This is a genomic window from Flavobacterium psychroterrae, from assembly GCF_018380615.1.
GTDB lineage: Bacteria > Bacteroidota > Bacteroidia > Flavobacteriales > Flavobacteriaceae > Flavobacterium > Flavobacterium psychroterrae.
Genome location: NZ_JAGYVZ010000010.1, coordinates 114,272 through 136,726 on the forward strand (window position 1 = coordinate 114,272; position 22,455 = coordinate 136,726).

General features: G+C 32.7%; 21 protein-coding genes. 10 read left to right on the forward strand and 11 right to left on the reverse strand.

Going from position 1 to position 22,455, the window contains the following annotated elements; translation table 11 throughout:
* Positions 1-22: 22 nt before the first annotated feature.
* A complete protein-coding gene (locus KHA90_RS12200; RefSeq protein ID WP_213299978.1) occupies positions 23-2,797 on the reverse strand; it encodes a TonB-dependent receptor in 2,775 nt (924 codons plus the stop codon).
* Positions 2,798-3,030: 233 nt separating this feature from the next.
* Between KHA90_RS12200 and KHA90_RS12205 the strand changes: the two genes are divergently transcribed.
* The 3 genes from KHA90_RS12205 (at position 3,031) to KHA90_RS12215 (ending at position 6,506) form a co-directional block, all read left to right on the forward strand.
* A complete protein-coding gene (locus tag KHA90_RS12205) occupies positions 3,031-3,714 on the forward strand; it encodes a response regulator transcription factor (protein ID WP_213299981.1) in 684 nt (227 codons plus the stop codon).
* 246 nt (positions 3,715-3,960) lie between these two features.
* Positions 3,961-5,046 carry a sensor histidine kinase gene (locus KHA90_RS12210; RefSeq protein ID WP_213299984.1) on the forward strand — a complete coding sequence of 362 codons (1,086 nt, stop codon included), beginning with the start codon at positions 3,961-3,963 and terminating at the stop codon, positions 5,044-5,046.
* Positions 5,047-5,210: 164 nt separating this feature from the next.
* Positions 5,211-6,506, forward strand: coding sequence for a porin (locus tag KHA90_RS12215; RefSeq protein WP_213299987.1), 1,296 nt, complete (start codon positions 5,211-5,213; stop codon positions 6,504-6,506).
* A 165-nt stretch (positions 6,507-6,671) separates the two neighbouring features.
* Here the strand turns inward: KHA90_RS12215 and KHA90_RS12220 are convergent, their stop codons facing one another.
* From KHA90_RS12220 to KHA90_RS12235, 4 genes are all read right to left on the reverse strand, one after another.
* Entirely contained in the window at positions 6,672-7,742 is a 1,071-nt protein-coding gene (locus tag KHA90_RS12220; protein ID WP_213299990.1) for a glycosyltransferase, read from the reverse strand.
* Between the two features lie 217 nt (positions 7,743-7,959).
* Positions 7,960-8,475, reverse strand: a complete 516-nt coding sequence (locus KHA90_RS12225) for a hypothetical protein (protein WP_213299993.1) — start codon at positions 8,473-8,475, stop codon at positions 7,960-7,962.
* 63 nt (positions 8,476-8,538) lie between these two features.
* Positions 8,539-11,970 (reverse strand): hypothetical protein, encoded by a 3,432-nt coding sequence (locus tag KHA90_RS12230; protein WP_213299996.1) that lies wholly within the window; start codon positions 11,968-11,970, stop codon positions 8,539-8,541.
* Positions 11,971-12,285: 315 nt separating this feature from the next.
* Complete coding sequence (locus KHA90_RS12235; RefSeq protein ID WP_213299999.1) at positions 12,286-12,498, reverse strand: DUF5808 domain-containing protein; 213 nt, start codon at positions 12,496-12,498, stop codon at positions 12,286-12,288.
* A gap of 321 nt (positions 12,499-12,819) precedes the next feature.
* On the opposite strand from KHA90_RS12235, the gene KHA90_RS25390 reads away from it, so the two are divergent.
* Entirely contained in the window at positions 12,820-12,954 is a 135-nt protein-coding gene (locus tag KHA90_RS25390) for a helix-turn-helix transcriptional regulator (protein ID WP_244860313.1), read from the forward strand.
* Between the two features lie 491 nt (positions 12,955-13,445).
* Here KHA90_RS25390 and KHA90_RS12245 read toward each other — a convergent pair whose 3' ends face one another.
* Both KHA90_RS12245 and KHA90_RS12250 read right to left on the reverse strand, forming a co-directional pair.
* A complete protein-coding gene (locus tag KHA90_RS12245; RefSeq protein ID WP_213300000.1) occupies positions 13,446-14,705 on the reverse strand; it encodes an aspartate kinase in 1,260 nt (419 codons plus the stop codon).
* 240 nt (positions 14,706-14,945) lie between these two features.
* Positions 14,946-15,419 carry a GNAT family N-acetyltransferase gene (locus KHA90_RS12250; RefSeq protein ID WP_213300003.1) on the reverse strand — a complete coding sequence of 158 codons (474 nt, stop codon included), beginning with the start codon at positions 15,417-15,419 and terminating at the stop codon, positions 14,946-14,948.
* A 263-nt stretch (positions 15,420-15,682) separates the two neighbouring features.
* Here KHA90_RS12250 and fbp point away from each other — a divergent pair, with 263 nt between their 5' ends.
* Positions 15,683-16,687, forward strand: coding sequence for a class 1 fructose-bisphosphatase (fbp, locus tag KHA90_RS12255; RefSeq protein ID WP_213300007.1), 1,005 nt, complete (start codon positions 15,683-15,685; stop codon positions 16,685-16,687).
* A gap of 148 nt (positions 16,688-16,835) precedes the next feature.
* On the opposite strand, the gene KHA90_RS12260 is transcribed toward fbp, so the two are convergent.
* Positions 16,836-17,267, reverse strand: a complete 432-nt coding sequence (locus KHA90_RS12260) for a tellurite resistance TerB family protein (protein ID WP_213300010.1) — start codon at positions 17,265-17,267, stop codon at positions 16,836-16,838.
* 160 nt (positions 17,268-17,427) lie between these two features.
* Here KHA90_RS12260 and KHA90_RS12265 point away from each other — a divergent pair, with 160 nt between their 5' ends.
* The 5 genes from KHA90_RS12265 (at position 17,428) to KHA90_RS12285 (ending at position 20,809) form a co-directional block, all read left to right on the forward strand.
* Entirely contained in the window at positions 17,428-18,021 is a 594-nt protein-coding gene (locus KHA90_RS12265; protein WP_213300013.1) for a HupE/UreJ family protein, read from the forward strand.
* Between the two features lie 5 nt (positions 18,022-18,026).
* Positions 18,027-18,458 (forward strand): deoxycytidylate deaminase, encoded by a 432-nt coding sequence (locus KHA90_RS12270; protein ID WP_213300016.1) that lies wholly within the window; start codon positions 18,027-18,029, stop codon positions 18,456-18,458.
* Positions 18,459-20,036: a S41 family peptidase gene (locus tag KHA90_RS12275; protein ID WP_213300019.1), complete on the forward strand. Its 1,578-nt coding sequence runs from the start codon at positions 18,459-18,461 to the stop codon at positions 20,034-20,036. It begins immediately after the preceding gene.
* A gap of 18 nt (positions 20,037-20,054) precedes the next feature.
* On the forward strand, positions 20,055-20,420 hold the full coding sequence (locus KHA90_RS12280) for a nuclear transport factor 2 family protein (RefSeq protein ID WP_213300022.1): 366 nt from the start codon (positions 20,055-20,057) through the stop codon (positions 20,418-20,420).
* 77 nt (positions 20,421-20,497) lie between these two features.
* Positions 20,498-20,809, forward strand: coding sequence for a hypothetical protein (locus tag KHA90_RS12285; protein WP_213300026.1), 312 nt, complete (start codon positions 20,498-20,500; stop codon positions 20,807-20,809).
* An 87-nt stretch (positions 20,810-20,896) separates the two neighbouring features.
* Here the strand turns inward: KHA90_RS12285 and KHA90_RS12290 are convergent, their stop codons facing one another.
* The 3 genes from KHA90_RS12290 to KHA90_RS12300 all read right to left on the reverse strand — a co-directional run bounded on the left by KHA90_RS12290 (position 20,897) and on the right by KHA90_RS12300 (position 22,387).
* A complete protein-coding gene (locus KHA90_RS12290; protein ID WP_213300029.1) occupies positions 20,897-21,502 on the reverse strand; it encodes an FAD-dependent oxidoreductase in 606 nt (201 codons plus the stop codon).
* A gap of 1 nt (position 21,503) precedes the next feature.
* Positions 21,504-21,704, reverse strand: coding sequence for a hypothetical protein (locus KHA90_RS12295; RefSeq protein ID WP_017496183.1), 201 nt, complete (start codon positions 21,702-21,704; stop codon positions 21,504-21,506).
* Positions 21,705-21,808: 104 nt separating this feature from the next.
* Positions 21,809-22,387, reverse strand: coding sequence for a MarC family protein (locus tag KHA90_RS12300; protein ID WP_213300032.1), 579 nt, complete (start codon positions 22,385-22,387; stop codon positions 21,809-21,811).
* Positions 22,388-22,455: the final 68 nt, after the last annotated feature.

Here is a 22,455-nt window from a genome sequence, read left to right on the forward strand (position 1 = left end):
AATTCAAAAAATATTTGTCTATTTAGAATTCATGGCTAAATTGTAAGCTTAGGTTTAAACCTTTTTTATAGCTTAAAACATTTACGTCTCCAGATTGGTTTTCCTGAACTCTGTTTACCGTTGGGTCAAGAATATTTTTTACAACTAGACCAAGACCATAGTTCTTACTAAGTTTAGATTTTGCAATGAAATCTAATGAACCAACAGCCTTATCAACTAAATCACCTTTTTCAAGTGTGCCAATTGCGTTTACTCGATCAGAGAAATAATTGTAAGCAATTGTTGTAGTCAGGTTACTGTTTTTATCATTCCATTCGTTATAGAAAGAAATATCAGCATTTAATAATAAAGGAGAAGCTCCTGTAAATTTACCCGTTTTATTAGTAAAAGTAGTTGGACGTGTTCCGTTAGTTTCTTCAAGAACTTTTTCGTCGTTTAACTCTTGTTTGCTATATAAATAAGAAGCATTAAGACCTCCTGTTAATTTTTTGGTGTTTTCACTGTCAAAATTGAAAAGTACTTTTTTGTATTCTAATTCGGCTCCAGCCACATAACCATAATCTCCGGAGTTTACATAAGAGATGTCATTTGTAGAAGAGTTAATAATAACTTCGTTGATTGGATTTAAAATATATTTTCCAAATCCTGTAACCGAAATAACTTCATCGCTATTTGGGAAAATTTCCCATTTTAAATCTAAGTTGTAATCATCTGAAGCGTATAAAAATGGATTACCAACTTTAGCTTGTAAAAACTCCTCATAGATAAAAGGAGATCTTTCCTTAAACTGTGGTAATGTGTATGTTTTACTGAATCCTAAACGTAAATTTTGTTTCTCGTTAAGTTCATACTTTAAAACTAAACTTGGTAAAAAAGCTGTTTTTTCTAACTTGTCGCTTCCGCCGTCTGGATCTAATTGCGTGCTCCATTCAACATTTTGAGTAATTACTTCAGCTCTTAATCCTAAAACTGCGGTAAGTTTAGTATTGAATTTGTATTCTGTATTTAAGAATCCACCGTTGATTGTTAAATCTCCACCGTAAGTTTGCGGGTCAAGTGCATTTGATACTTCAGGACCTCCACGGAAAGTTGAAATTGTAAAGAAGTTATTAGAAAAATTTTGTTGGTTATAAAACAAATCCAGATTATTTGGATCTACGATATCGCCAGTATGAGAAACAGGAGAGGTAGTTGTTTTTAAATTAAATTGAGTTGCCTCAAAATCTCTGTTTTTAAATCTTCCGTTATAACCTGCAGTAAATTTTCCTTTGTAATCTCCTTCGTCATTTTTATTAAACTTATAGTTTACAGATAAGTTTGCTGCTAATTCATTTTCTTTTAGATCTTGAAAATAACGGTTATTGTTTGGTGCAGATTGAGAGTTGATCACATAATTACCATCAATTTTATTCATGGTATTGTATGTTCTGTCCGGAATACTTTGGTTCACCATATTATAAGAACCTCCCCAGTTTAAAGTGCTTCTGTCGCTTAATTTATGCTCACCTAATAATTGGTTTACCCATAAATCAGTTTTTTCATATTCATTTCTACGGATATATCCATTTCCATCATTTGCTAAGTCAACAATATAACCTGATGATTCTTCTTTCTTTTGTGCAGATGTATTGATATACAAAGAGTTGAAGTTGATTTTGTTGTTGTTGTTAATCTTGTATCCTGCATTAAACATTCCTGTTGTATTAGTAGTGTATGCGAGATATTTGTAATCTAAATCTTTTCCAGCAACACCAGCAGCATTTACGCTTCCTTTAGCAGTTCCGTTTGTTCTTGAAGAATAGTCATTTGTGAAAGAAGCAGTTCCGAAAATATTAATTTTTCCTTCACTACCAACATTGAATGAATCACCACCAGAAAGTCCGAATGAACCTGCAAGAGGTGTTTTCTTTTCAAATTGTAGTGTATTGAAGTTATATTGATTAAGTGGATTGTTAGGAATTTCAGCTTTGCTAAATCCAAAAGCATTTGGACCTTTTTGCAATGTAAAATTATTTTCTCCAACAGCATTTGTGTTTATTTTTGATTCAACATCAATTTTGAAAAATCCGTTTCCTTTGTAATCTTTAGAAACAATATCAACATTTCCACCGGCAAAATCTCCAAAAAACTTACCATTGTAAACTTTATCAATAGATACGTATTCAATAATGTCGGTAGAGAAAATATCTAAGTTAATGTTTTTCTTTTCAGGATCGTTTGACGGAATTGGTAATCCGTTCATAGTAGTAGAGTTGTAACGGTCACCTAAACCTCTCACAAAAATATTACCAGTTCCTTCTTGTTTTGTAATACCCGTAGTTTTAATAACAGCATTAGCAACATCACTAACTCCTTTTTTAGAAAGTTCTTGCGCGCCAATAGATTGTTTAATATCTACAGCATTTTTTTGTTCTAAAAGTAAAGCTGATTCTTTTTGTCTGTTCACACCTGACGATTTTACAACAACATCTTTTAATGTATAACCGCCAGACGAAAGTACTTGATTTACAGTGATAGTTTCGTTTGATTTAACAATTACAGGTTGATCTACAGACTCATACCCTACGAAACTAAAAATAATAATATAATTTCCCGGATTTACACTTAACGAATATTTTCCGTCAATGTCAGTATTTGCGCTAATGTTTGTACCTTTAAGTAAAACATTTGCAAAAGGTAAAACTTCATTGTTGGTTTCTTTGTCGGTCAATACACCAGAAATCGTACCTTTGGTTTGCGCGATCGAAATCGTACAGATAAATAATGTGATAAATAGAAATTTTAAATTGAATTTCATTTCAGTGTTGTGTTTAATTTATTTTTGTGCAAAGAAAGAAACGCTGTGTAAAGTTCATGTTAGGCACTTGTTATGTTTTTGTGTCTTGTAGATTATCAAATTGTTACCACATTAAATTACCGTTAACCGCAATTTTAAACGGTTATTTTGTTAGTATATTTACGCTGTGAAATAAAAAACATCGAATGTATAATGAAGAAAATTTGATGTAAAAATCTCAATTTTTGCTATTTATGAAAAAAACACAAACCAAGATTTTATTAGTTGACGATGAACCAGATATCTTAGAAATCGTTGGCTATAACCTTGCTCAGGAAGGCTATCAAATTGTAACGGCTTCAAACGGAAAAGAAGCTATCGCAAAGGCTCAGAAAGAATTGCCGGACCTAATTATTATGGATGTGATGATGGCCGAAATGGATGGAATGGAAGCTTGCGAACACATCAGAAAAATTCCTGAATTAAATAATGTTATCATAACATTCTTGACGGCAAGAAGTGAAGATTACTCACAAGTAGCTGGTTTTGATGCAGGTGCAGATGATTACATCACAAAACCAATAAAACCAAAATTATTGGTAAGCAAAGTAAAGGCTTTGTTAAGAAGGTTAAAGGAACAAGAAGTTGTTAGTGATACCTTAAACGTAGGCGGAATCGAGATTAACCGTGAAGAATACAAGATCATCAAAGGCAATGTTGAAATTGCTTTACCAAGAAAAGAATTCGAATTGTTTTATCTATTAGCTTCAAAACCGGGTAAAGTTTTCAAAAGAGACGAAATCCTGGATAAAGTTTGGGGTAACGAAGTTGTGGTAGGAGGAAGAACAATTGATGTTCACATTAGAAAACTGCGTGAAAAAATAGGAGAAGAGCTTTTTAAAACCATCAAAGGAGTTGGTTATAAATTTGAAGTTTAATTTTTTTAAGGTACTGAGGTTCTAAGATGCTAAGTTGCTAAGGCTCTCAGTATAATGAGGGGTTTAGTTAGGATTTAATTACATAAAAAATAAACCATATAAGGAGTTAAAGAGCATATGAGCTTTAATTTCTTATATGGTTTTTGAGTTAACTTTGTTTTGAGTTCAAATGTTAATTTACAAGGAATTCATTAACTCAAAAGAGAAACTTAATTTTTCTTAATCTCTTAATGGTTAAATAAATCAATGAAAATTAATTTTAAAAAAACATACAAATTTGCTGTAAAATCGGCATTATATATCAGTCTTTTCGGGACAGGATTTGTGTTGATATTGATGAATTTATTCTACAAAAATCAATTAAAACATCAGGTGGCATTCGGGATAATATTTATTATTTCAATTTATATTTTCTCATTTCTGGTTGTACAATATCGTGTAGAACGATTTATTTACAGGCGAGTTAAGAAAATCTACGATGAGGTTTCGTTATTAGAATCTTCAACATTGATCAATCAGCCCATAACTACTGATATGGAAACACTTTCACGCGAAGTGAAAAAGTTTGCCACAGACAAAAAGCTGGAAATCGAAATGCTGGAAATTCGGGAACAATACCGCAGAGAATTTTTAGGTAACGTTTCGCACGAACTTAAAACACCTTTGTTTACCGTTCAGGGTTATGTTTCGACTTTATTAGATGGCGCGATGGACGATAAAACAATCCGAAAGAAATATTTAAAACGTGCCGAAAAAGGAGTTGAACGATTGATTTATATCGTAGAAGATTTAGATATGATTACCAAATTAGAATCTGGTGATTTAGATTTGAATATAACCGATTTTAATATAGTGGAACTGATTCAGAATGTTTTTGATTTATTAGAAATGAAAGCTGATAAAAAGAAAATTAAACTGGCATTTGAAAGCAAAAATGTACAATCAGTAATTGTGCGCGGAGATCAGGACAGAATCCAGCAAGTTTTGGAAAACCTGCTTGTAAACTCCGTTAAATATGGTAAAGACGGCGGTTTAACCGAAGTTGGCGTTGTTAATTTAACTAAGAAAAAAGTCTTAATCAGAATTAGTGATAATGGAGAAGGAGTGGAGAAACAAAATATCCCAAGACTTTTTGAACGTTTTTACAGGGTTGATAAAAGCGGAACCCGTTCTGAAGGTGGTTCTGGTTTAGGATTAGCAATTGTAAAACATATTATCGAAGCGCATAAAGAGAAAGTATACGTAGAAAGTGAATTCGGAATTGGCTCTGAATTTTCGTTTACACTCGAAAAAGCATTTAAAGCACAAAAAGCTGAGGTTAAAAAATTGTAATCTGGTATTTGTAAAGTGCCGTAAAACAGGAGCTTTTAACAATTAAGCAATCTACGCCTGAAGTTGGTAACATTAAATTTTTATTATAGTAACATCCTGTTAATGATTTCTTAACATTGATGCTACATCTTTGTATCCTGAAATTAAGGGATATTACAGAAAAGATGATAAAAAGAAAATTAATTGCCATTTTATTGCTGATAAATTTTGCAGCAAACGCTCAGGATTTGAATAAACAGGATGTGAAAAACGAAGTAATGCGTATTTTAGATTCTATCAACAAAGCAAAACTTCCAGATACTAAATCAGGAGTTAGCGGCGAGGAACATTGGTACGATAAAATTTCCTTAAGAGGTTATGCACAAATACGTTACAATGGTTTATTCTCTACAAATGATAAGGTTTCCTGCGAGCAATGTGATAAATCCTGGGGAACAACTTCAACAGAACCGGATGCAAAATCAAATAACGGACTTTTTATCCGTCGTGCGCGATTAGTATTTTCAGGTCAGGTTCATCCCAATGTTTTCTTTTATTTTCAACCCGATTTTGCAAGTTCACCAAGTACCGGAATCCAGAATTTTGTTCAGATTCGTGACTTGTATTTCGATCTTTCTTTTGATAAAAAAAAGGAATATCGCGTTCGTGTTGGACAAAGTAAAATTCCGTATGGTTTTGAAAACATGCAATCAAGTTCACAACGATTGGCTTTAGATCGTAACGATGCCATGAATAGTGCGATATTAAATGAGCGTGATTTAGGGTTATTTTTTTATTGGGCTCCTGCCGAAATCAGAGAGCGTTTTGCTATGTTAGTAAAAGACGGTTTTAAAGGTGCAGGTGATTTTGGAGTTTTTGCATTTGGAGTTTACAACGGGCAAATTGCCAATAAACTTGATGGTAACAGAGATATTAATGTGGTTGCCAGAGTAACATATCCTTTTGTGATAGGAAGCCAAATTATCGAACCCGGAATTCAGGCTTATACTGGAAAATGGGCTTTTACAGGCGAAATTTCACCAGGAGTAAAAGTAAATGATCCGCAATATGTAAAAGACCAAAGAGTAGGTGCAACTTTTGTTTTGTATCCAAGACCTTTCGGGATTCAAACCGAATATAATATTGGTACAGGACCACGTTATAATACTGTAACCAATACGGTTGACGAAACGGATTTAAATGGAGGTTATGTTATATTCAATTATAAATTAGACATAAAAAAGCAGCACATTTACCCTTTCGCCAAATTTCAATATTATGACGGAGGAAAAAAATACGAGAAAGATGCCAGAAGTTATGTTGTTCGTGATTACGAAATTGGTATAGAATGGCAACCATTCAAAGCCTTTGAATTTACCGCAGAATATGTAATTGCTGATCGTACTTTTGAAGACAGCGTGCTTCCTATCAACCGTCAACAAGGGAATTTATTACGATTACAAGCGCAGTTTAATTTCTAAATTAAATAATTTTAAAATCTGATCAGTTCGCCACGAATTTCACGAATTAGCAAGAATTACCAGGAATGAATTAGTGAAAATTCGCGAAATTCGTGGCAAAAAATCAGTGAAAATCATTTAATCTGTGGCTGAAGAAATTATTCTGTGCCAAAATGCAGTACGAGTCTAACTTTCAAAAACGGTAAACAGTTTATCCCAATCTATAGTATCGTTAAACTGAGTCAAACCTTTAAACGATTTTACTTTTGAAAGATCTTCAATAGTAAAGTCGTCTTGCATTGCGTAAGGCACAAGATTTTCTTCCTGAAGTTTTATAGCCAGATATTCCTGCTCATATTGCCCCGGAGTGGGAATAAAAAAAGCTTTTTTGCCCAATTTAGCCAAATCCATTACCGTAGTATAACCTGAACGGCACAAAACAAAATCACTTTCGTTAAAAGTTTGTTCCAGTTGTTTTGAGTTCATAAAATTATAATACGTAACATTTCCAGTTTGCCATTTGGTTTGTGCTTTTTCTACAATACCTTGAACAAAAACAACTTTGCCGTCATATTTCGTAATTTCCTTTTGAAGTTTGTCATCTAAAAAAGTACGTTGAGGTTCAGGTCCGGATAAAATAATCATTAAATCATATAATTTTGGCGTTTCTTTTTTGCGCATTCTGCTCAAAGGACCAATATATTTTAATTTTAGATCATTAGTTTTAAGATGTCCAAGTTCACCCGTTAAATTTGTAGCGTCATTTGTGTCAGGAACCCAGCATTCAGTATATTTTTTTATAATATGTTGATGGCATTTACTTGTAAACCATGTAGTATTTCCTGTCATCACATTCAATTGATGCGTCATAAATACCGAAGGAATTTTTTTACTGAAAACCCCCAGGCGATTATCTGAAATAATACCGTCAATACCGTGTTTTTTAATCCAGCTTTTTACCATTTTTTTCTCGTCAAGAATAGCGACGATCATTTTAGGCAGGTTTTTAATCAGTTTCCATTTAAAGTTTTTTGCATTCTTGGCATATTCAATATGATAAGAAGGCAATTCCAGCGTTTGAATGTATGGAAATTCTTTTCGTAACAACGCCAATGCAACACCATCAGAAGCTATTATTGGAATGTAATTGTTTTCCTGAAGCGCTTTTATAATAGGGATACATCTCGTGGCATGGCCTAATCCCCAGTTTAATGGAGCAACTAAAATTGTTTTGTTCGCAGAATAGTCAATGCTCATAGTTAACGCTTTTTAAAAACGAAGATAAAGAAATATGTTTTTTATGATATTTCGCACATATTACTAAATTATTAAGTCTGTATTTTTTTAAGGTTCTAAGTTGCAGAGGTTCTAAGTTTCTAAGTTTTTTGACTTCCAAATAAAAAAGCCGAACGTAAGTTCGGCTTCAAAGTTTATATCTTAGAAACTTAGTGCCTTAGCATCTTAGTACCTTTCGCTATTCCTGAATGTATGTTTTATTTCCGTTTTTATTAATGTAGTATTTACCGCCTTTTGGTCCTGTATACACTTTTTTACCATTATATTCTCCCGTAACTTTATCCGCTACTTTTGGAGCTTTTTCGGTTGTTTCCTTTAATGTTTTTTTAGTTGCAGTTTTAGCAGCTGCATCAGCTTTTTTTACGTCAGCTTTTGTACCATCTGCTGCGGCAGTTGCTTTTTTAGAAGCTTTAGTTGCATCGCTTTTTGCTTTAGCTGCATCTTTGTCGGCAGCTTTTTTAGTTGCTGTGGCACTTTCTTTTTTTGCTGTGGTTGAAGCGTCAGTAGCATCTTTCGCTGCTTTTTTTGATTTTGCTGCTTCTTTTTTAGCATCTGTTGCTGCTTTGTCAGCGGTTGCTTTTTTCTTTTTAGCCGCAGTTTCCGTTTTGCTCTTTGTATCTTTTACAGTTGTTTCCTGAGCATAGAAATTAGAAGAAAAAACAACCATAAAACAGAGTAATAATAATTTTTTCATAAGGTTATATGTTTAAATTTCAATTAAAATTAGTCAATTTATTAATACGTTTTTCGTAAAGTGTTAAAAATAAGCGCGAAGCTGAATATTACCGGTATGAACGACTGATCCAGTCTCACTTTTGCGCCCTTGATAGTTTACGTTTACATCTAAAAACTGTGTGATGTTTTTCTGTAAAAGTAACTTCCAGACAAGATTTTGTCCTTGCTGAAGTCCTTCAAGCATTTGAAATCCCACAGATGAAAATTCGTTTCCTGTAAATTTATTTTGATAAAAAGAAAACTCCCCATTTAAGGTTACTTTTTTCTCACCGGCAAATGAAAACGAAGTTCCAACTCTGTTTTGAACTAAAGCTTCTAAATTACCAATTTGGTTTTCTTTATTCTGAAATTCGTAGAAGAAATCTAAACTCGTGTTTTTAGAAAACAAATAACTAATTTTTGGAGCGACCTGATATCCTTTTAAATCATAGTTTTTTTCGACAAAATCTTCAGAAACTAAAGTAGTGCTAATTGTTTTTGTAAAGAAGTTGAACAGCCAGCTTTTTCTGTACAAATGTGTGTATTGCAATTGATTCGAGCTGTTTTTGATATTTTGAGATCCTATAGAAAGTAAATTTTTGCCTTTATTAATAAGATAAGTATAGGTTACAGAATGCTTTTGTTTGCCCCGGTTGTAATATAAACTATTTCTAAAACTCGAATTTAATCCCAGAATATTTTCTTCAGATGAATCAAACGGATTCAGTTCTAAACGCTCGCCCTGACTTTTCACTTTTCGATCCATAATAAACGAAGTCTGATTGTAAAAGTAAGAAGCAATTTTTTTGAAACCAGTTTCATTTTGCCATTGCAACGGATTCAAAGCAACAGATTGCGAAAATTTATTCTGATTTGTTTTGATATAAACCTGATTCGGTAAAAAGATGCGTACATATCTCGCCTGATCTGCAAAAGCAGCAATTTCAAATTCATTTAATTCCTGAATTCCGTTACCATTATAATCATTCCAGGTATAAACGCCTTGTCCCGTAGGAACTTCAATATAAGTGAATTCCTGTTGTGCGATAGTTCCGGAACTGGTTTCATAAGCCGAACCAATTTGCATGAATTGATTAAAAAAGCGATCATTATAAAGTATTCTTGAATTTAACGAAGGTTCATTTTTTCGGGTTGAATCCGTAAAGTCTAAATTACGATAACTTGCATAAACCGCTAAATCAGTTGTTTTATTCTGAATCAGTTTCGATTTTAAATAATAGGTTTGCGAATTGTTTACATGTTGTAATAATCCGTTTTGCAAACTATCATTTCGACGTTGCAAATATCCAATTTCAACAAATACGTTTGTACTATCACCGCGACCAATAAAAGCGCCATATTCTGTGAATTTTTGGCTTAAAGCCGAAAACTGATTAGTAACTTTATCTCTTTGCTGATTGTCCTCTATTTGCATACTCGCGCCAATCCAGTTCTTACCAAAATGATATTTAGTCCGGGTTTGATTTCTAATAAATTTTGAAGTAGAACTTGTCGCATCGCTATTCAAAAAACTACCTTGATTTTCAATCGTCCACTGTTTTAATTTGAAAAGTGCAGTTGTCGTATGTCTCGCTCCCGAATAACTTTCGGTATAATCTAATTTCTCAAATTGATACGTAAATAAACCAATGTTTGACGTTTCTTTTTTTGCAAATAAATCAAAATTCAAACCTGTCACGATTAAACTTTGATTGCCTAAAAGGGTTTCGTTCAAATTCCAGTCTCTGTTAAATTCTATGTTATATAATCGTTCCACAGATCTAAAATCTTCCTGAACAAATTGATAATTGGCAAAAGCGTCTAAAGTCCAGTCTCTTGTAAAAAGGCGTTTTTTGATATTTGTTTTAAGTGCAATTCCGCCATTATCGCCATCATCAATCTTCGAATATAAATTTTTATCGTTATTACTTACGGCAACCTCAAAGTCAATTAATGTCTTTTCGTCAGGATTGTATTTTCCTAAAAAAGTAGCAACCTGAAGTTTTATTGGCGCAACCAGAGTTACAATTGGTTCATAATTTCCTTGTAAAATACCATTAATTGGCGCAACATATTCGTAAATACGTTCGACCGAATTATTGTTCTGAATGATATAATTCCCCAAGTTATTTCCAACAAGACTAAACTTTACATTATACAAAACATTGCTCGCATCATTTGAATATTCATAAGCTTCAACTGAATTAACGGATATTTTTTTGTACAAAATCTTGTTATCTGCATAGGAATCTTCATAAGCTGATGGTGCTTTCATTAAGTCCGGATCATCTCCCGCCTGACTTAAAATCTGAACTTGCTCTGTAGAAAGATTTTGTTGCAGAGGCTGATTTTTCATATCATTTTCAGAATAGATATAGCCGCCAAAACTCCAGTTTTTGTTTTCGTGAGTAGCGCCCGCATACGTAACCAATCGATTGTAATTTCGTTCAGAATATTGGTATTCAACGTTAATTCGCATTTCAGAAGTAATAGGAAAAAGTGAGGTAAAAATGATTTCTCCGGCATTATAATCAATCACATAATCATTGTTTTCTCCTCTTTTAAGCAAAACACCGTTTATATAAACACGCTCAGATCCTGAAATCACCAGCACATACAATTCTCCATTTTGTCCTTTTAATTTATACGGACCCTGATTTCCTTCCTGTCCCGTAAACGTACTTTTTGCATATTGTCCTTTTACAAAAGCAACCGAAGCAAAAATATTGGTTTTACTTTCCTCACTGCCAAAGTTAAAACTCGTTGAAAGTCCCTGTACTTTTTTATTGAAATTTAAAAATTGAGTTTTTCTATTTTCTAAAAATACATCTCCCGCCCGAATGTTCCAGTTGTCGCTAAAAAGTTCCATGAAAATATTATCAAACTGATCGAGCTTTTGAGAATAACCACCATCCTGAAGCGGAATATTACTGTCCTGAAGCGAAGCCCGTAAACTAATTTTATCAGATATTTTTCCTGTAATCTGTAAATCTAAATTTGAGTTTAAAACCGTGTTTTGATTGTTACCAACGGTTATACCGCGCGTAATACTTCCTGAAGTGTTTAAACCATCAAAAGGGGCGACTTTTTTAATACTGGTATTTTCTATTTTGTACAGTTTCTCAGAACCGACATCATTTGTAACCACCTGATCTGATTTGTAAAGGCTGTATTCTTTAGTTAGAAAATCAGGATATTTTAGATAGTTTACAATTAGAGTATCTGAAATTGAACCTGATTTTTCATTCAGGATCAAAGTTCCTTTTTGAAAATTAATCTTATAAAAAGTAGAATCCAGAGGTTGGTTTTTAGTATTTAAGATTTCGAAAAAACTCGAATTAATGCTAAATTCTTCCAGATGAATCGTGTCGCGCGTTACAATTACTTTTTTAGTTTTATACGATGATTCCGTTTCCTGTGCCTGAAGCCCGGAATACCAAATAAAAACCGTAAATAACAGTAATTTTTTCAACATAAATACTTTAACTCTAAAAAATCAAAAGTAGTATTTATAATTGGGAAATCTTAAGTCTGCGATTTCAGTATTTAATGTTTATTTGCGAGTTATTTTCTACTTCTTATCTGCTGGTACATTGATACGGAAATTGAAAGTGCCAATACCATTGAAGTTCCCATTTTTATCATATTGTCAATATGATTCGAGTGATAAAAAAAGTAAGATAAATAAAGACAGCTAATAATTGCCATACTATATTTGAATATAAAGAATTTCATGTTTTTAAGTAATGGAATAAATTAATTAAAAGTTATGGTTTTTTTGACATAATTATTATCGTATCATAAGAACGATTGCAATTATAAAAATGAAAAGAAATGCAGCATTTGGATTGGCGAAATTAATTGTCCATCCCAGTTCTTTTATTCTTTTTCGAGGAAATAATCTATTGTCTTTTGGGTTAAAATAGAAAAATCTCCAAATAAAATTGTTTGGGTTACTATTCCATTCATTGTGCGTTTCTTTTGTAGGTTTGTTATTATGCATTAAGGATACTTTTTACTGAATTTGTATCCTAACGTAATTATAATCACAAGAAGTGATAGAAGCAATGCAGAATTTATCATAACTTTTTAGTGGTTTTTTTATTTTCTTATTAAACAGATTGGGGCTGATCTCAAGAAAATGTTTATTTGTTTTTGGCAGCCCTAAATTACCCATTTGTAAGTATTTGTATTATGCGTTTATCGGGTAATTTGTATAAGTAAATCAGAATAGTTTTTTTATATTCAAAAATAATGTCATTTTTGTGAGTATATTTTTATAAAACTGTCCTCTATAGTTTTGTAAGGAAAAATTCTGCCCATTATGAATGTTGTTGTTGGTAATAAACTTAAAGAACTCAGGAAAAATAGAAATTTGTCACAAGAACAAGTGGCTGATTATCTTACGATTTCACAATCTGCTTACGCCAGAATAGAAAGCGGAGAAAGTCATTCTTGAGCAAGTCACATTTTAAAGATATGTACCATTTTTGAAATAACTCCCGAAGAATTATTTTATTTAGAGAGTCAAAAAAAAGGATCTTCCGGAGAAACAATTTACCAATTATCTGATGATATAATCCAACAATATGAAGAAAGGATAAAAGAACTTAGAAAAGTAATTAAGGATTTGAAAAAGAAAGGGAAAGTGTGAAAACTTTAGATAGTTTTTATTATTTTTTGTTTAAAAACCGATATCCCAATGCGATTATTATAATAACAAGTGTTGCAGTAAAGGCAGAATCATTCATTGTTTATCGATTAATTATTAAAATTATATTTCTTTAAATTTACAACCAAAGTGAATAAAGTCTTATGCGAAAATAGAGTAATGATCTTTAATTTGAATAAGGTTCAAATTTCAATTTTATACGAATAAAAAAAGCCTCACCAATAAGTGAAGCTTCTTTACATATTTTTGAATTGAATAATTAACTTAATAACGAAGATTTAGTTCATCTCTTTAGTAACGATTTGCATCGTTTCACGGCTTACTTGTTTCAGTAAAACCACTTTGTTTTCTTCAACCGTTGAGGCAGCTTGTTCTGTAAAGTGACGAATAGTATATAAAGTTACATTTTCGTTATAGTCTACTTTGAATTTTTTAGATAATATTGCATTCAACTCATTGAAATTTTCAAATTTATCCTCCACACAAACAGAAAAACTAATTGCGGAGTTTTGAATCAGATTTACTTTTAGTTTAAACTGATGAAAAAGTCCGAAAATCTCGCTAATATTTTCTTCCATAATAAAGGAGAAATCTATTGATGAAAGCGAAATCAAAAGCTGGTTTCTCTTCACAATAAAGCAAGGATATTGTGGCTCTAAATCAACACCTTTAGAAACGCAGGTTCCTTTTAATAACGGGTTGATAAATGATTTTACATATAAGGGAATCTCCTTTTTTTGTAGCGGCTGTAATGTCTTAGGGTGAATTACGGTTGCGCCATAAAATGCAAGTTCAATTGCTTCGCGATATGAAATCTGGTTTAATAAACTAGCATTTTCAAAATAACGAGGATCGGCATTCATAACTCCCGGAACATCTTTCCAGATCGTAACACTTTCAGCATTTAAACAATAAGCAAAAATTCCCGCAGTATAATCAGAACCTTCACGCCCTAAAGTTGTAGTAAAATTATTTTCGTCAGCACCTAAAAATCCTTGCGTGATATTTAATATTTTACGTTTTACATTTTTACCAATAAGTTGTTGAGTAGCTTCCCAATCTACTTCGGCATCTCTGTAATTTGCATTTGTTTTAATAAAATTACGAACATCAAGCCATTGCGTCTGAATTCCTCTGTAATTCATATAATGACTTAAAATTGTAGTCGAAATCAATTCTCCAAAACTTACAATCTGATCGTAAACAAAATTATAATTTGGCGATTTATTATGTGCTAAGAAATATTCTAATTCAGAAAACTGAGCGCTTACCGCGGCAAAAACCTCGTTTTTTTCATCTTCAAATAAATCTAATAATATTTGATTGTGATATTTTTTTATTTCCTGTACGGATGAATTTAACTCTGTCGATTTATCAAAATAATTTTTGATAACAACTTCAAGAGCATTTGTAGTTTTTCCCATCGCCGAAACGACTAAAATCACATCTTCATAACCTACTTTTTGTAAAACGTCGTATACGTTTTTAATTCCATCAGCGTCTTTAACAGATGCGCCACCAAATTTAAATACTCTCATTTTTTATATGCTGCTATTTTTTTATAAAATTCCAATTTTCTAAATTCCAAATTCCAATTGCATTGTAAAGGCGCAGTAGTGCTTCTTTATTTTTGCCACAGATTAAAATGATTAAAAAGATTTTCAATTTGTGTCAGTTTGCCACGAATTTCGCGAATTTACACTAATTAATTCGTGCTAATTCGTGAAATTTGTGGCAAAAAATCTTGCAAATCATTTTTAATCTGTGGCAAACTTTTTTTACAATTTTTCCAAGTGCGAATTAATTCCTGCTTCGTCCATTTGAACAACGCGCCATTCCTCAAGGATTTTTGCTCCTGAATTTTCATAGAATTTTACTGCCGGAGTATTCCAGTCCAGAACATTCCATTCCACTCTTCGAACATTATCTTTTTTTCCTTGTTTCATAATTTCAGAATAAAGTGCAGATCCCAAACCGGTTCCTCGCATTTTATCCTTCACAATTAAATCTTCAAGATGTATCGTTTTTCCTTTCCAGGTAGAATAACGGTAATAATAAAGAGCGATACCCACAATTTCCTGTTCAACTTCGGCAACAAAAACGTGAAATAACGGATTTTCACCAAAGCCATCACGCACTAAATCATCAACAGTTATAACAACAGCTTGCGGTTCTTTTTCGAATATTGCCAACTCCTGTATTAATCCCAAAACCGATTCCATGTCTTCGGGATTTCCTTTTCTAATATTCATATTCTGTTAATTTAATTTTATTCCTAAATATACGATAACCACTTTTATTCCAAAAAATTGCTTGTACGAATTTCTTGTAAGAGCAATTCATATATTCTTATTATTAAGCGTTTATTAGCTAAAAATGTATTTTTTTATTTGATACATCTTATGTTTAATTAGCAAATATACAATAGTGGCAAACTAACAAAATAATTTTTGAATCATTCTCACAAAAAAAGCGATATTTGTGACTTATAATCAAAACCTACAACGATATAGTAATGGAAGAACGCAATAAAACACTAGGAGAGTTTATTATTGAGAACCAAAAAGCATTTCAGTATTCGTCGGGAGAGCTTTCCCGAATTATCAACTCTATACGTCTGGCGGCAAAAGTCGTCAACTATAAAGTGAACAAAGCCGGATTGGTGGATATTATTGGCGCTGCGGGCGAACAAAATATTCAGGGAGAAGACCAGCAAAAATTAGATGTGTATGCAAACGAAGTATTTATCCAGACGTTAATAAACCGTGAGATTGTCTGTGGTATTGCTTCAGAAGAAAACGACGATTTTATAACAGTTCAGGGGAGCGACAACTGTCATAATAATAAGTACGTGATCTTAATGGATCCGCTTGACGGATCATCAAACATTGATGTAAATGTTTCTGTAGGGACTATTTTTTCGGTTTTTAGACGAATTACCCCAATAGGAACTCCGGTAACAAGCGAGGATTTTTTACAACCGGGAATCAATCAGGTAGCAGCAGGTTATGTAATTTATGGAACTTCGACTATGTTGGTTTATACAACAGGACATGGTGTAAATGGTTTTACGTTAAATCCCGCCATCGGAACATTTTATTTGTCACATCCTAATATGCAATTTCCAAAAAACGGAAATATATATTCGGTAAACGAAGGGAATTATGTTCATTTTCCGCAAGGCGTAAAAAACTACATTAAATATTGCCAAAGAGAAGAAGAAGACAGACCATACACATCCAGATACATTGGAAGTTTAGTTTCTGATTTTCATCGTAATATGATCAAGGGCGGAATTTATTTGTATCCAACAAGTTCAAAAGCACCTAAAGGAAAGTTACGTTTATTATATGAATGTAATCCCATGGCGTTTATTGCAGAACAAGCAGGAGGAAAAGCAACAGACGGTTTTGGAAGAATTATGGAAATCCAGCCGACTGAATTGCACGAAAGAGTTCCTTTTTTCTGCGGAAGCTATAATATGGTAGAAAAAGCCGAGGAGTTTATGGCAGCTGAGTAAGTCTCAGTCTCAGTCTCAGTTTTCAGTCGCAGATTGAGTATAAATAGAAACCCCTATAGATTTTAAAAATCTTTAGGGGTTTCTATTTAAGTAGTAAACAGTATACTTCTGAGACTGAAAACTGAGACTGTAAACTGTAAACCAAATATTACTTGTTCATATTTTCCATTTCGAAAAGGAAAGTATCTAAATCTACTTTTTTGTCAACTAATGACAATGCTTTTCTAACAATATAATTTACATTTCCTGGAGTAAACCCTAAAGCTAATCCCATACGCGTTAACATTACTTCCTGCTGATCTCCTAAATGGTGGTCTACGTGAACCATTCTTGCTAAGTCATACAAACGCTCTAAACGTTGTGTGTATAAATAAGGAGGGTTTATTGGGTGTTTCCACGGATCTGAAAGAATTTCCGTGTATTCGTCTTCTGAAATTTGTAGTGTCGAAGCTAATTTATCTAAAAAGTCTTTTTCCTCTGTACTTACTTTGCCGTCAGCAAAAGCTACACGAACAATTGCAGAGAAATGACCTCTGTTTCTTTGTTTGAATTCGTTATCAAATAATTCTGAAAATGGCATAATTAATTAGTTTTTTATTGAGCAAAGATAAATCTTATTTTAATTTAACAAATTTAAATTTCTCATAAAATTTAACTTATTGATTTAATATGTTGCACGGTTACTTTTTCAAAATAAATCGTAAGTTTACAACCCCTAATCATTTAATAGTAGTACCAGTATGTCAGAATTTTGGATTTATTTTCAAATAGGATTAAAGCACGTTTTAGATATTCACGCTTACGATCACGTTCTTTTTTTAATCGCATTAACAACGCCTTATTTGTTCAAAGACTGGAAACGCATTTTGCTCTTAGTTTCTGTTTTTACAATAGGTCATACATTGGCTTTATTGCTTTCGGTTTACGGAATCATAGCCATAAAAGTAAATACAGTTGAATTTTTAATTCCGATAACGATTTTAATAACCGCCATCTTCAATCTCTTTACAGCAGGAAAAGCATCTAAGAGTGATGGTTTGAATTTAGTGTTTTTTGTAACCCTGTTTTTTGGAATTATACACGGACTTGGATTCTCAAATTATTTCAAAACTATTTTAGGAGGATCACCTAGTTCAAAATTACTACCTTTAGGCGAGTTTGCATTAGGGATCGAAGCAGCTCAGTTAGTGGTAGTTTTTGTGGTTCTGATAATATCTTATATTGTACAAACCGTATTTCGTTTTTCAAAACGCGATTGGGCGCTTGTAATGTCGGCTTTTATTATAGGAGTAGTAGTTCCTATGATTATCGAAAGCCCAATTTGGAATAGATAAAATAAATGGAAGAAAAGAAATTAAATAAATACGATAAAGCTTATTTGAGAATTGCGAAAGAGTGGGGTGCTCTCTCTTATTGTAAGCGAAAACAAGTAGGTGCAATTATCGTAAAAGACAGGATGATTATTTCTGATGGATACAATGGAACGCCATCCGGATTTGAAAATTGCTGTGAAGATGAAGACGGATTAACGCGCTGGGATGTTTTGCATGCCGAAGCAAATGCGATACTTAAAGTAGCCAGATCAACACAATCTTGTGAAGGTGCAACTTTATACATCACGCTTTCTCCATGCAAAGAATGCAGTAAATTAATACATCAGTCAGGAATAAAAAGAGTGGTATACCAGAACGGATATCGCGATGATTCCGGAATTCAATTTTTAATAAAAGCAGGTATTGAAGTCGAACATATTCCTGTTTTAGAAGAGTAAATGAAATTTAACCCAAAATATTTGCCAATCATTATCGGTGGGACTTTTGCCATCGGAGTTGTTCTCGGAAGCGTTATGAATGCTCCCGTTGATGAACAGCTTTTGGCTAAAAATTACTCTAAAACAAAGCTGAACAAACTAATTGATTTTATCAATAATGAATACGTTGACAGCATTAATACAGATTCTATTGTAAACCTTACAGTGGATAATATTCTATCAAAATTAGATCCGCATTCCGTTTATATTCCGCCAACAGAACAGGCCGAAGTCGCAGAAAGTATGAAAGGAGATTTCGTGGGAATCGGAATTAATTTTTATATGTATAAGGATTCTGTTGCGATTATAAAACCTATTGAAAACGGACCTTCGGCGAAAGCCGGATTAAAATCAGGAGACCGAATTTTATTTGCCGGAAAAACGAAATTGTTTGGCAGAAGATTGCCTTCTGATAGTTTATTTTCGAAATTAAAAGGATTAAAAGGTTCTGAAATTGAATTGACTGTTTTTAGAAAATCAGAACAAAAGAAACTTACCTTTAAAATAAAAAGAGATATAATTCCCATAAAAAGTGTTGATGCATCATTATTGCTCGATAATAAAACGGGCTACATCAAAATCAATCGTTTTGCCGAAACTACTTTTAATGAATTTAAAACCGGTTTAACGAGATTGAAACAAAACGGAATTGAATCCCTTGTAATTGATCTTCGTGATAATGGCGGAGGTTATATGGAAGAAGCGATTGCAATTGCCGATGAGTTTTTGAAAGACAAACAACTAATTGTTTTTACAAAAAATAAAAACGGAACAACCGAAAAAACTTTTGCTACAAAAGCGGGAAGTTTTGAAACCGGAAAAGTATATGTTTTAATTAACGAAAATAGCGCCTCAGCAAGCGAAATCCTGGCTGGAGCAATTCAGGATAGCGACCGCGGAACTATTGTGGGTCGTCGTTCTTTTGGTAAAGGATTGGTACAACGCGAAATGGATTTCAACGACGGATCTGCAGTAAGATTAACCGTGGCAAGATATTATACGCCAACCGGAAGATCGATTCAAAAACCGTATAAAAAAGGAAACGAAGAATATTATAAAGAATCAGAATCTCGGGTAAAATCAGGAGAGCTTTATGCAAAAGACAGTATAAAAGTAGCCGATTCTTTAAAATTTAAAACTCCAAAAGGCAAAATTGTTTACGGCGGCGGCGGAATTGTTCCGGATGTTTTTGTGCCAATTGAAGCAGAACACGGAAACGAAAATGTTGCTTATTTAATGCAAACCGGAATTGTAGGACATTTTGTTTTTGAAGAATTAGATAAAAACAGAGATGCTTTTAAAGGGCTTCATTTTAATGAGTTTTTGACTAAGATGAAAAACTCTGATGCCTATTTTAAAAAGTTCAGAACTTATATTTTAATGACAGGTTTAGACCTTAAACTAGATAAAACCAAAGCTTTGGTAAATCGTTATATCACTGCAGAATTTGCCAGACAGCTTTATGGTGAATTGTATTACTACGATGTTATTTTGAAAGAAGATGCGATGATAAAAGCAGTTTTGAATCCGAAAAAGTAACCCTTAATTTTGAATCAGATGAAAATAGAAACTATTGTAAATGCTGAAATCGAACTTTTCACGGCAATTAAAACGGCTGATATTCCAACTTTGGATAAAATGCTGCACGATGATTTGCTTTTTAATTTACCGGATGGACAAACCATTAATAAGGAATTTGATTTAGAATCCTATCGTTCAGGTAAAATGAAAATCGAAGTTTTAGAAGCTTCAGATCAGCTTATTAATATAATTGATAATACAGCTGTAGTTGCTGTAACCGTTATGCTAAAAGGAACTTATGAGGGCAACATCTTAAACGGTGCTTTTAGGTATATTAGAGTTTGGAAACAATTTGAAGAAAATGTAAAAGTAATTGCCGGAAGTTGCGCAGCGTTACAATAAAATAATAATAATTTTTTAAAATATAATGTAATAGATCTTTCTTGAAAATGAGCGAGCTTTACATCAAAATATAAAATATGAAAAATCTAAAAAGAGTAAGTTTTTTAATAGTTCTAATGACATTTGTAATTTCTTGTGCAAGTATGAAAAAGGATAATACAGTAACAGGAAAAGTAGATTCAATAGAATTTGGGAAAGACGGTTATACTGCAAAATTGACCACTGATAAAAAAGAAGTTTATTTTGCTGTAATCAGCATTGTAAATGTTGGCGGACCACAAAATTACAAGACATTAAAAACAGGTGATGAGGTTTCGTTAAAAGGAGAAATCTGGAAAACAGATACAGAGAAACATATGACAGTTAGAGAAATTGTTTCGGTAAAATAAACTCTCAACCATAATAAGTTATATAAGTTCATTTAATTTATGCGCATGCATTTATATTTACTTATATAACTTATATGGTAAATAATTTTATCGAATACTATCGTGCGAATGAGTCTGTACGCCGTTATTCCATAAAGTTAGAATATCTGTGGCAACAGCAGCGCCACTTCCGGCAGCAATTGCCAATTGGCTTCTCCAGCCTGCTAAAGTCCCAATAACATAAATGCCGTCGGTTACTTTATGATCATCGTTTTTAAGCTGAATACGTTGTTTTTCGGGTAGTGCCTTTTTATGCGGCTCGATGTATTGCATCAAGCCTTCGATGTCAAAAGTATTGGCAGAACCAATGCCGACAACGATATTTTTTGTTTTGTATGCGTTTTTGTTTGTAGTAACCGTGAATTCAGGATAAGAACCTTCCACTTTAATTACTTTTTCATTTGATATCTGAATAATATGCGGATAAGTCGTAGATAAGTCCTGCGTACTTTCTGTAAGTAGATCAGATCCTAATTTGCCTGGCATTATTCCATAAGCATTGTAGAAAATTGCTTCTTGTAAAGAAGAATTTTTTTGGTGTGTAAAAATTCCGATTTTTTTATCGGTAACAAAAGCTTTGTTTTTGGCTGAACCTAAAACCAGAGCACAAGACATGCCTGAAACGCCTCCGCCAATAATTAAAACGTCAAACATATTATCGACCGTTTGTTTTTTCTTCGATTCTTTTTGAAATTCTAAAAATCAAAAGAATTAAAACGGCACAAAATGAAGCTGCGATTCCAATAAAAGCAACTACACTGTCTCCCTGAAAAGGATTTTTGAAGTCTAGCAACGTAATATTAAAAACAATTAAAGCTAATGCCAGAAGCACTAAGATTGAAGTAAAAATTTTCATAATGGTTGTTTGTTTGTAAAATACTAAAGTAAACCTGAAGAGTTGAAAAATGTCCTTAAGTTGTATTTTTAAAATTTTATGGGGTAAATTTATAAAAATAATTGTTAGACGAACAAACCTTTAACATTAGCAGCGAATAATTTAACAGCAATTGCTAAAAGTATGACTCCAAATGTCTTGCGGACAACGCCAAGTCCGTTTTCTCCTAATAAAGTCTCTATTTTTTTAGAAGATTTCAAAACGATATAAACAAGGATAATATTCAATAAAATAGCAATAATAATATTAATGGTATGAAATTGAGATCGAAGTGATAGTAAAGTCGTCATAGTTCCTGCTCCGGCAATTAACGGAAAGGCTAAAGGAACGATAGAAGCTGATCCCGGCTCTTCGTCACGATAGATTCTGATGCCTAAAATCATTTCTAAAGCAAGGAAAAATAAAACGAATGAACCCGCAACCGCAAACGAATGCACATCAATACCTATAAGGCTTAAAAAACCTTCTCCCACAAATAGAAAAACAATCATAATAAGTCCGGCAACAATCGAAGCTTTCTCAGATTCAATATGGCCAACCTTTGATCTTAAATTTACTATGATAGGAATTGATCCTACAATATCAATTACTGCAAAAAGTACCATTCCAACAGTTATAATTTCCTTAAAATCAATTTGTAACATAATTTTTCTTTTAGTGTTTAAAGATGTGCAAATGTAGATAATAAAGTTAGGGCTTTTTTTAACACAAC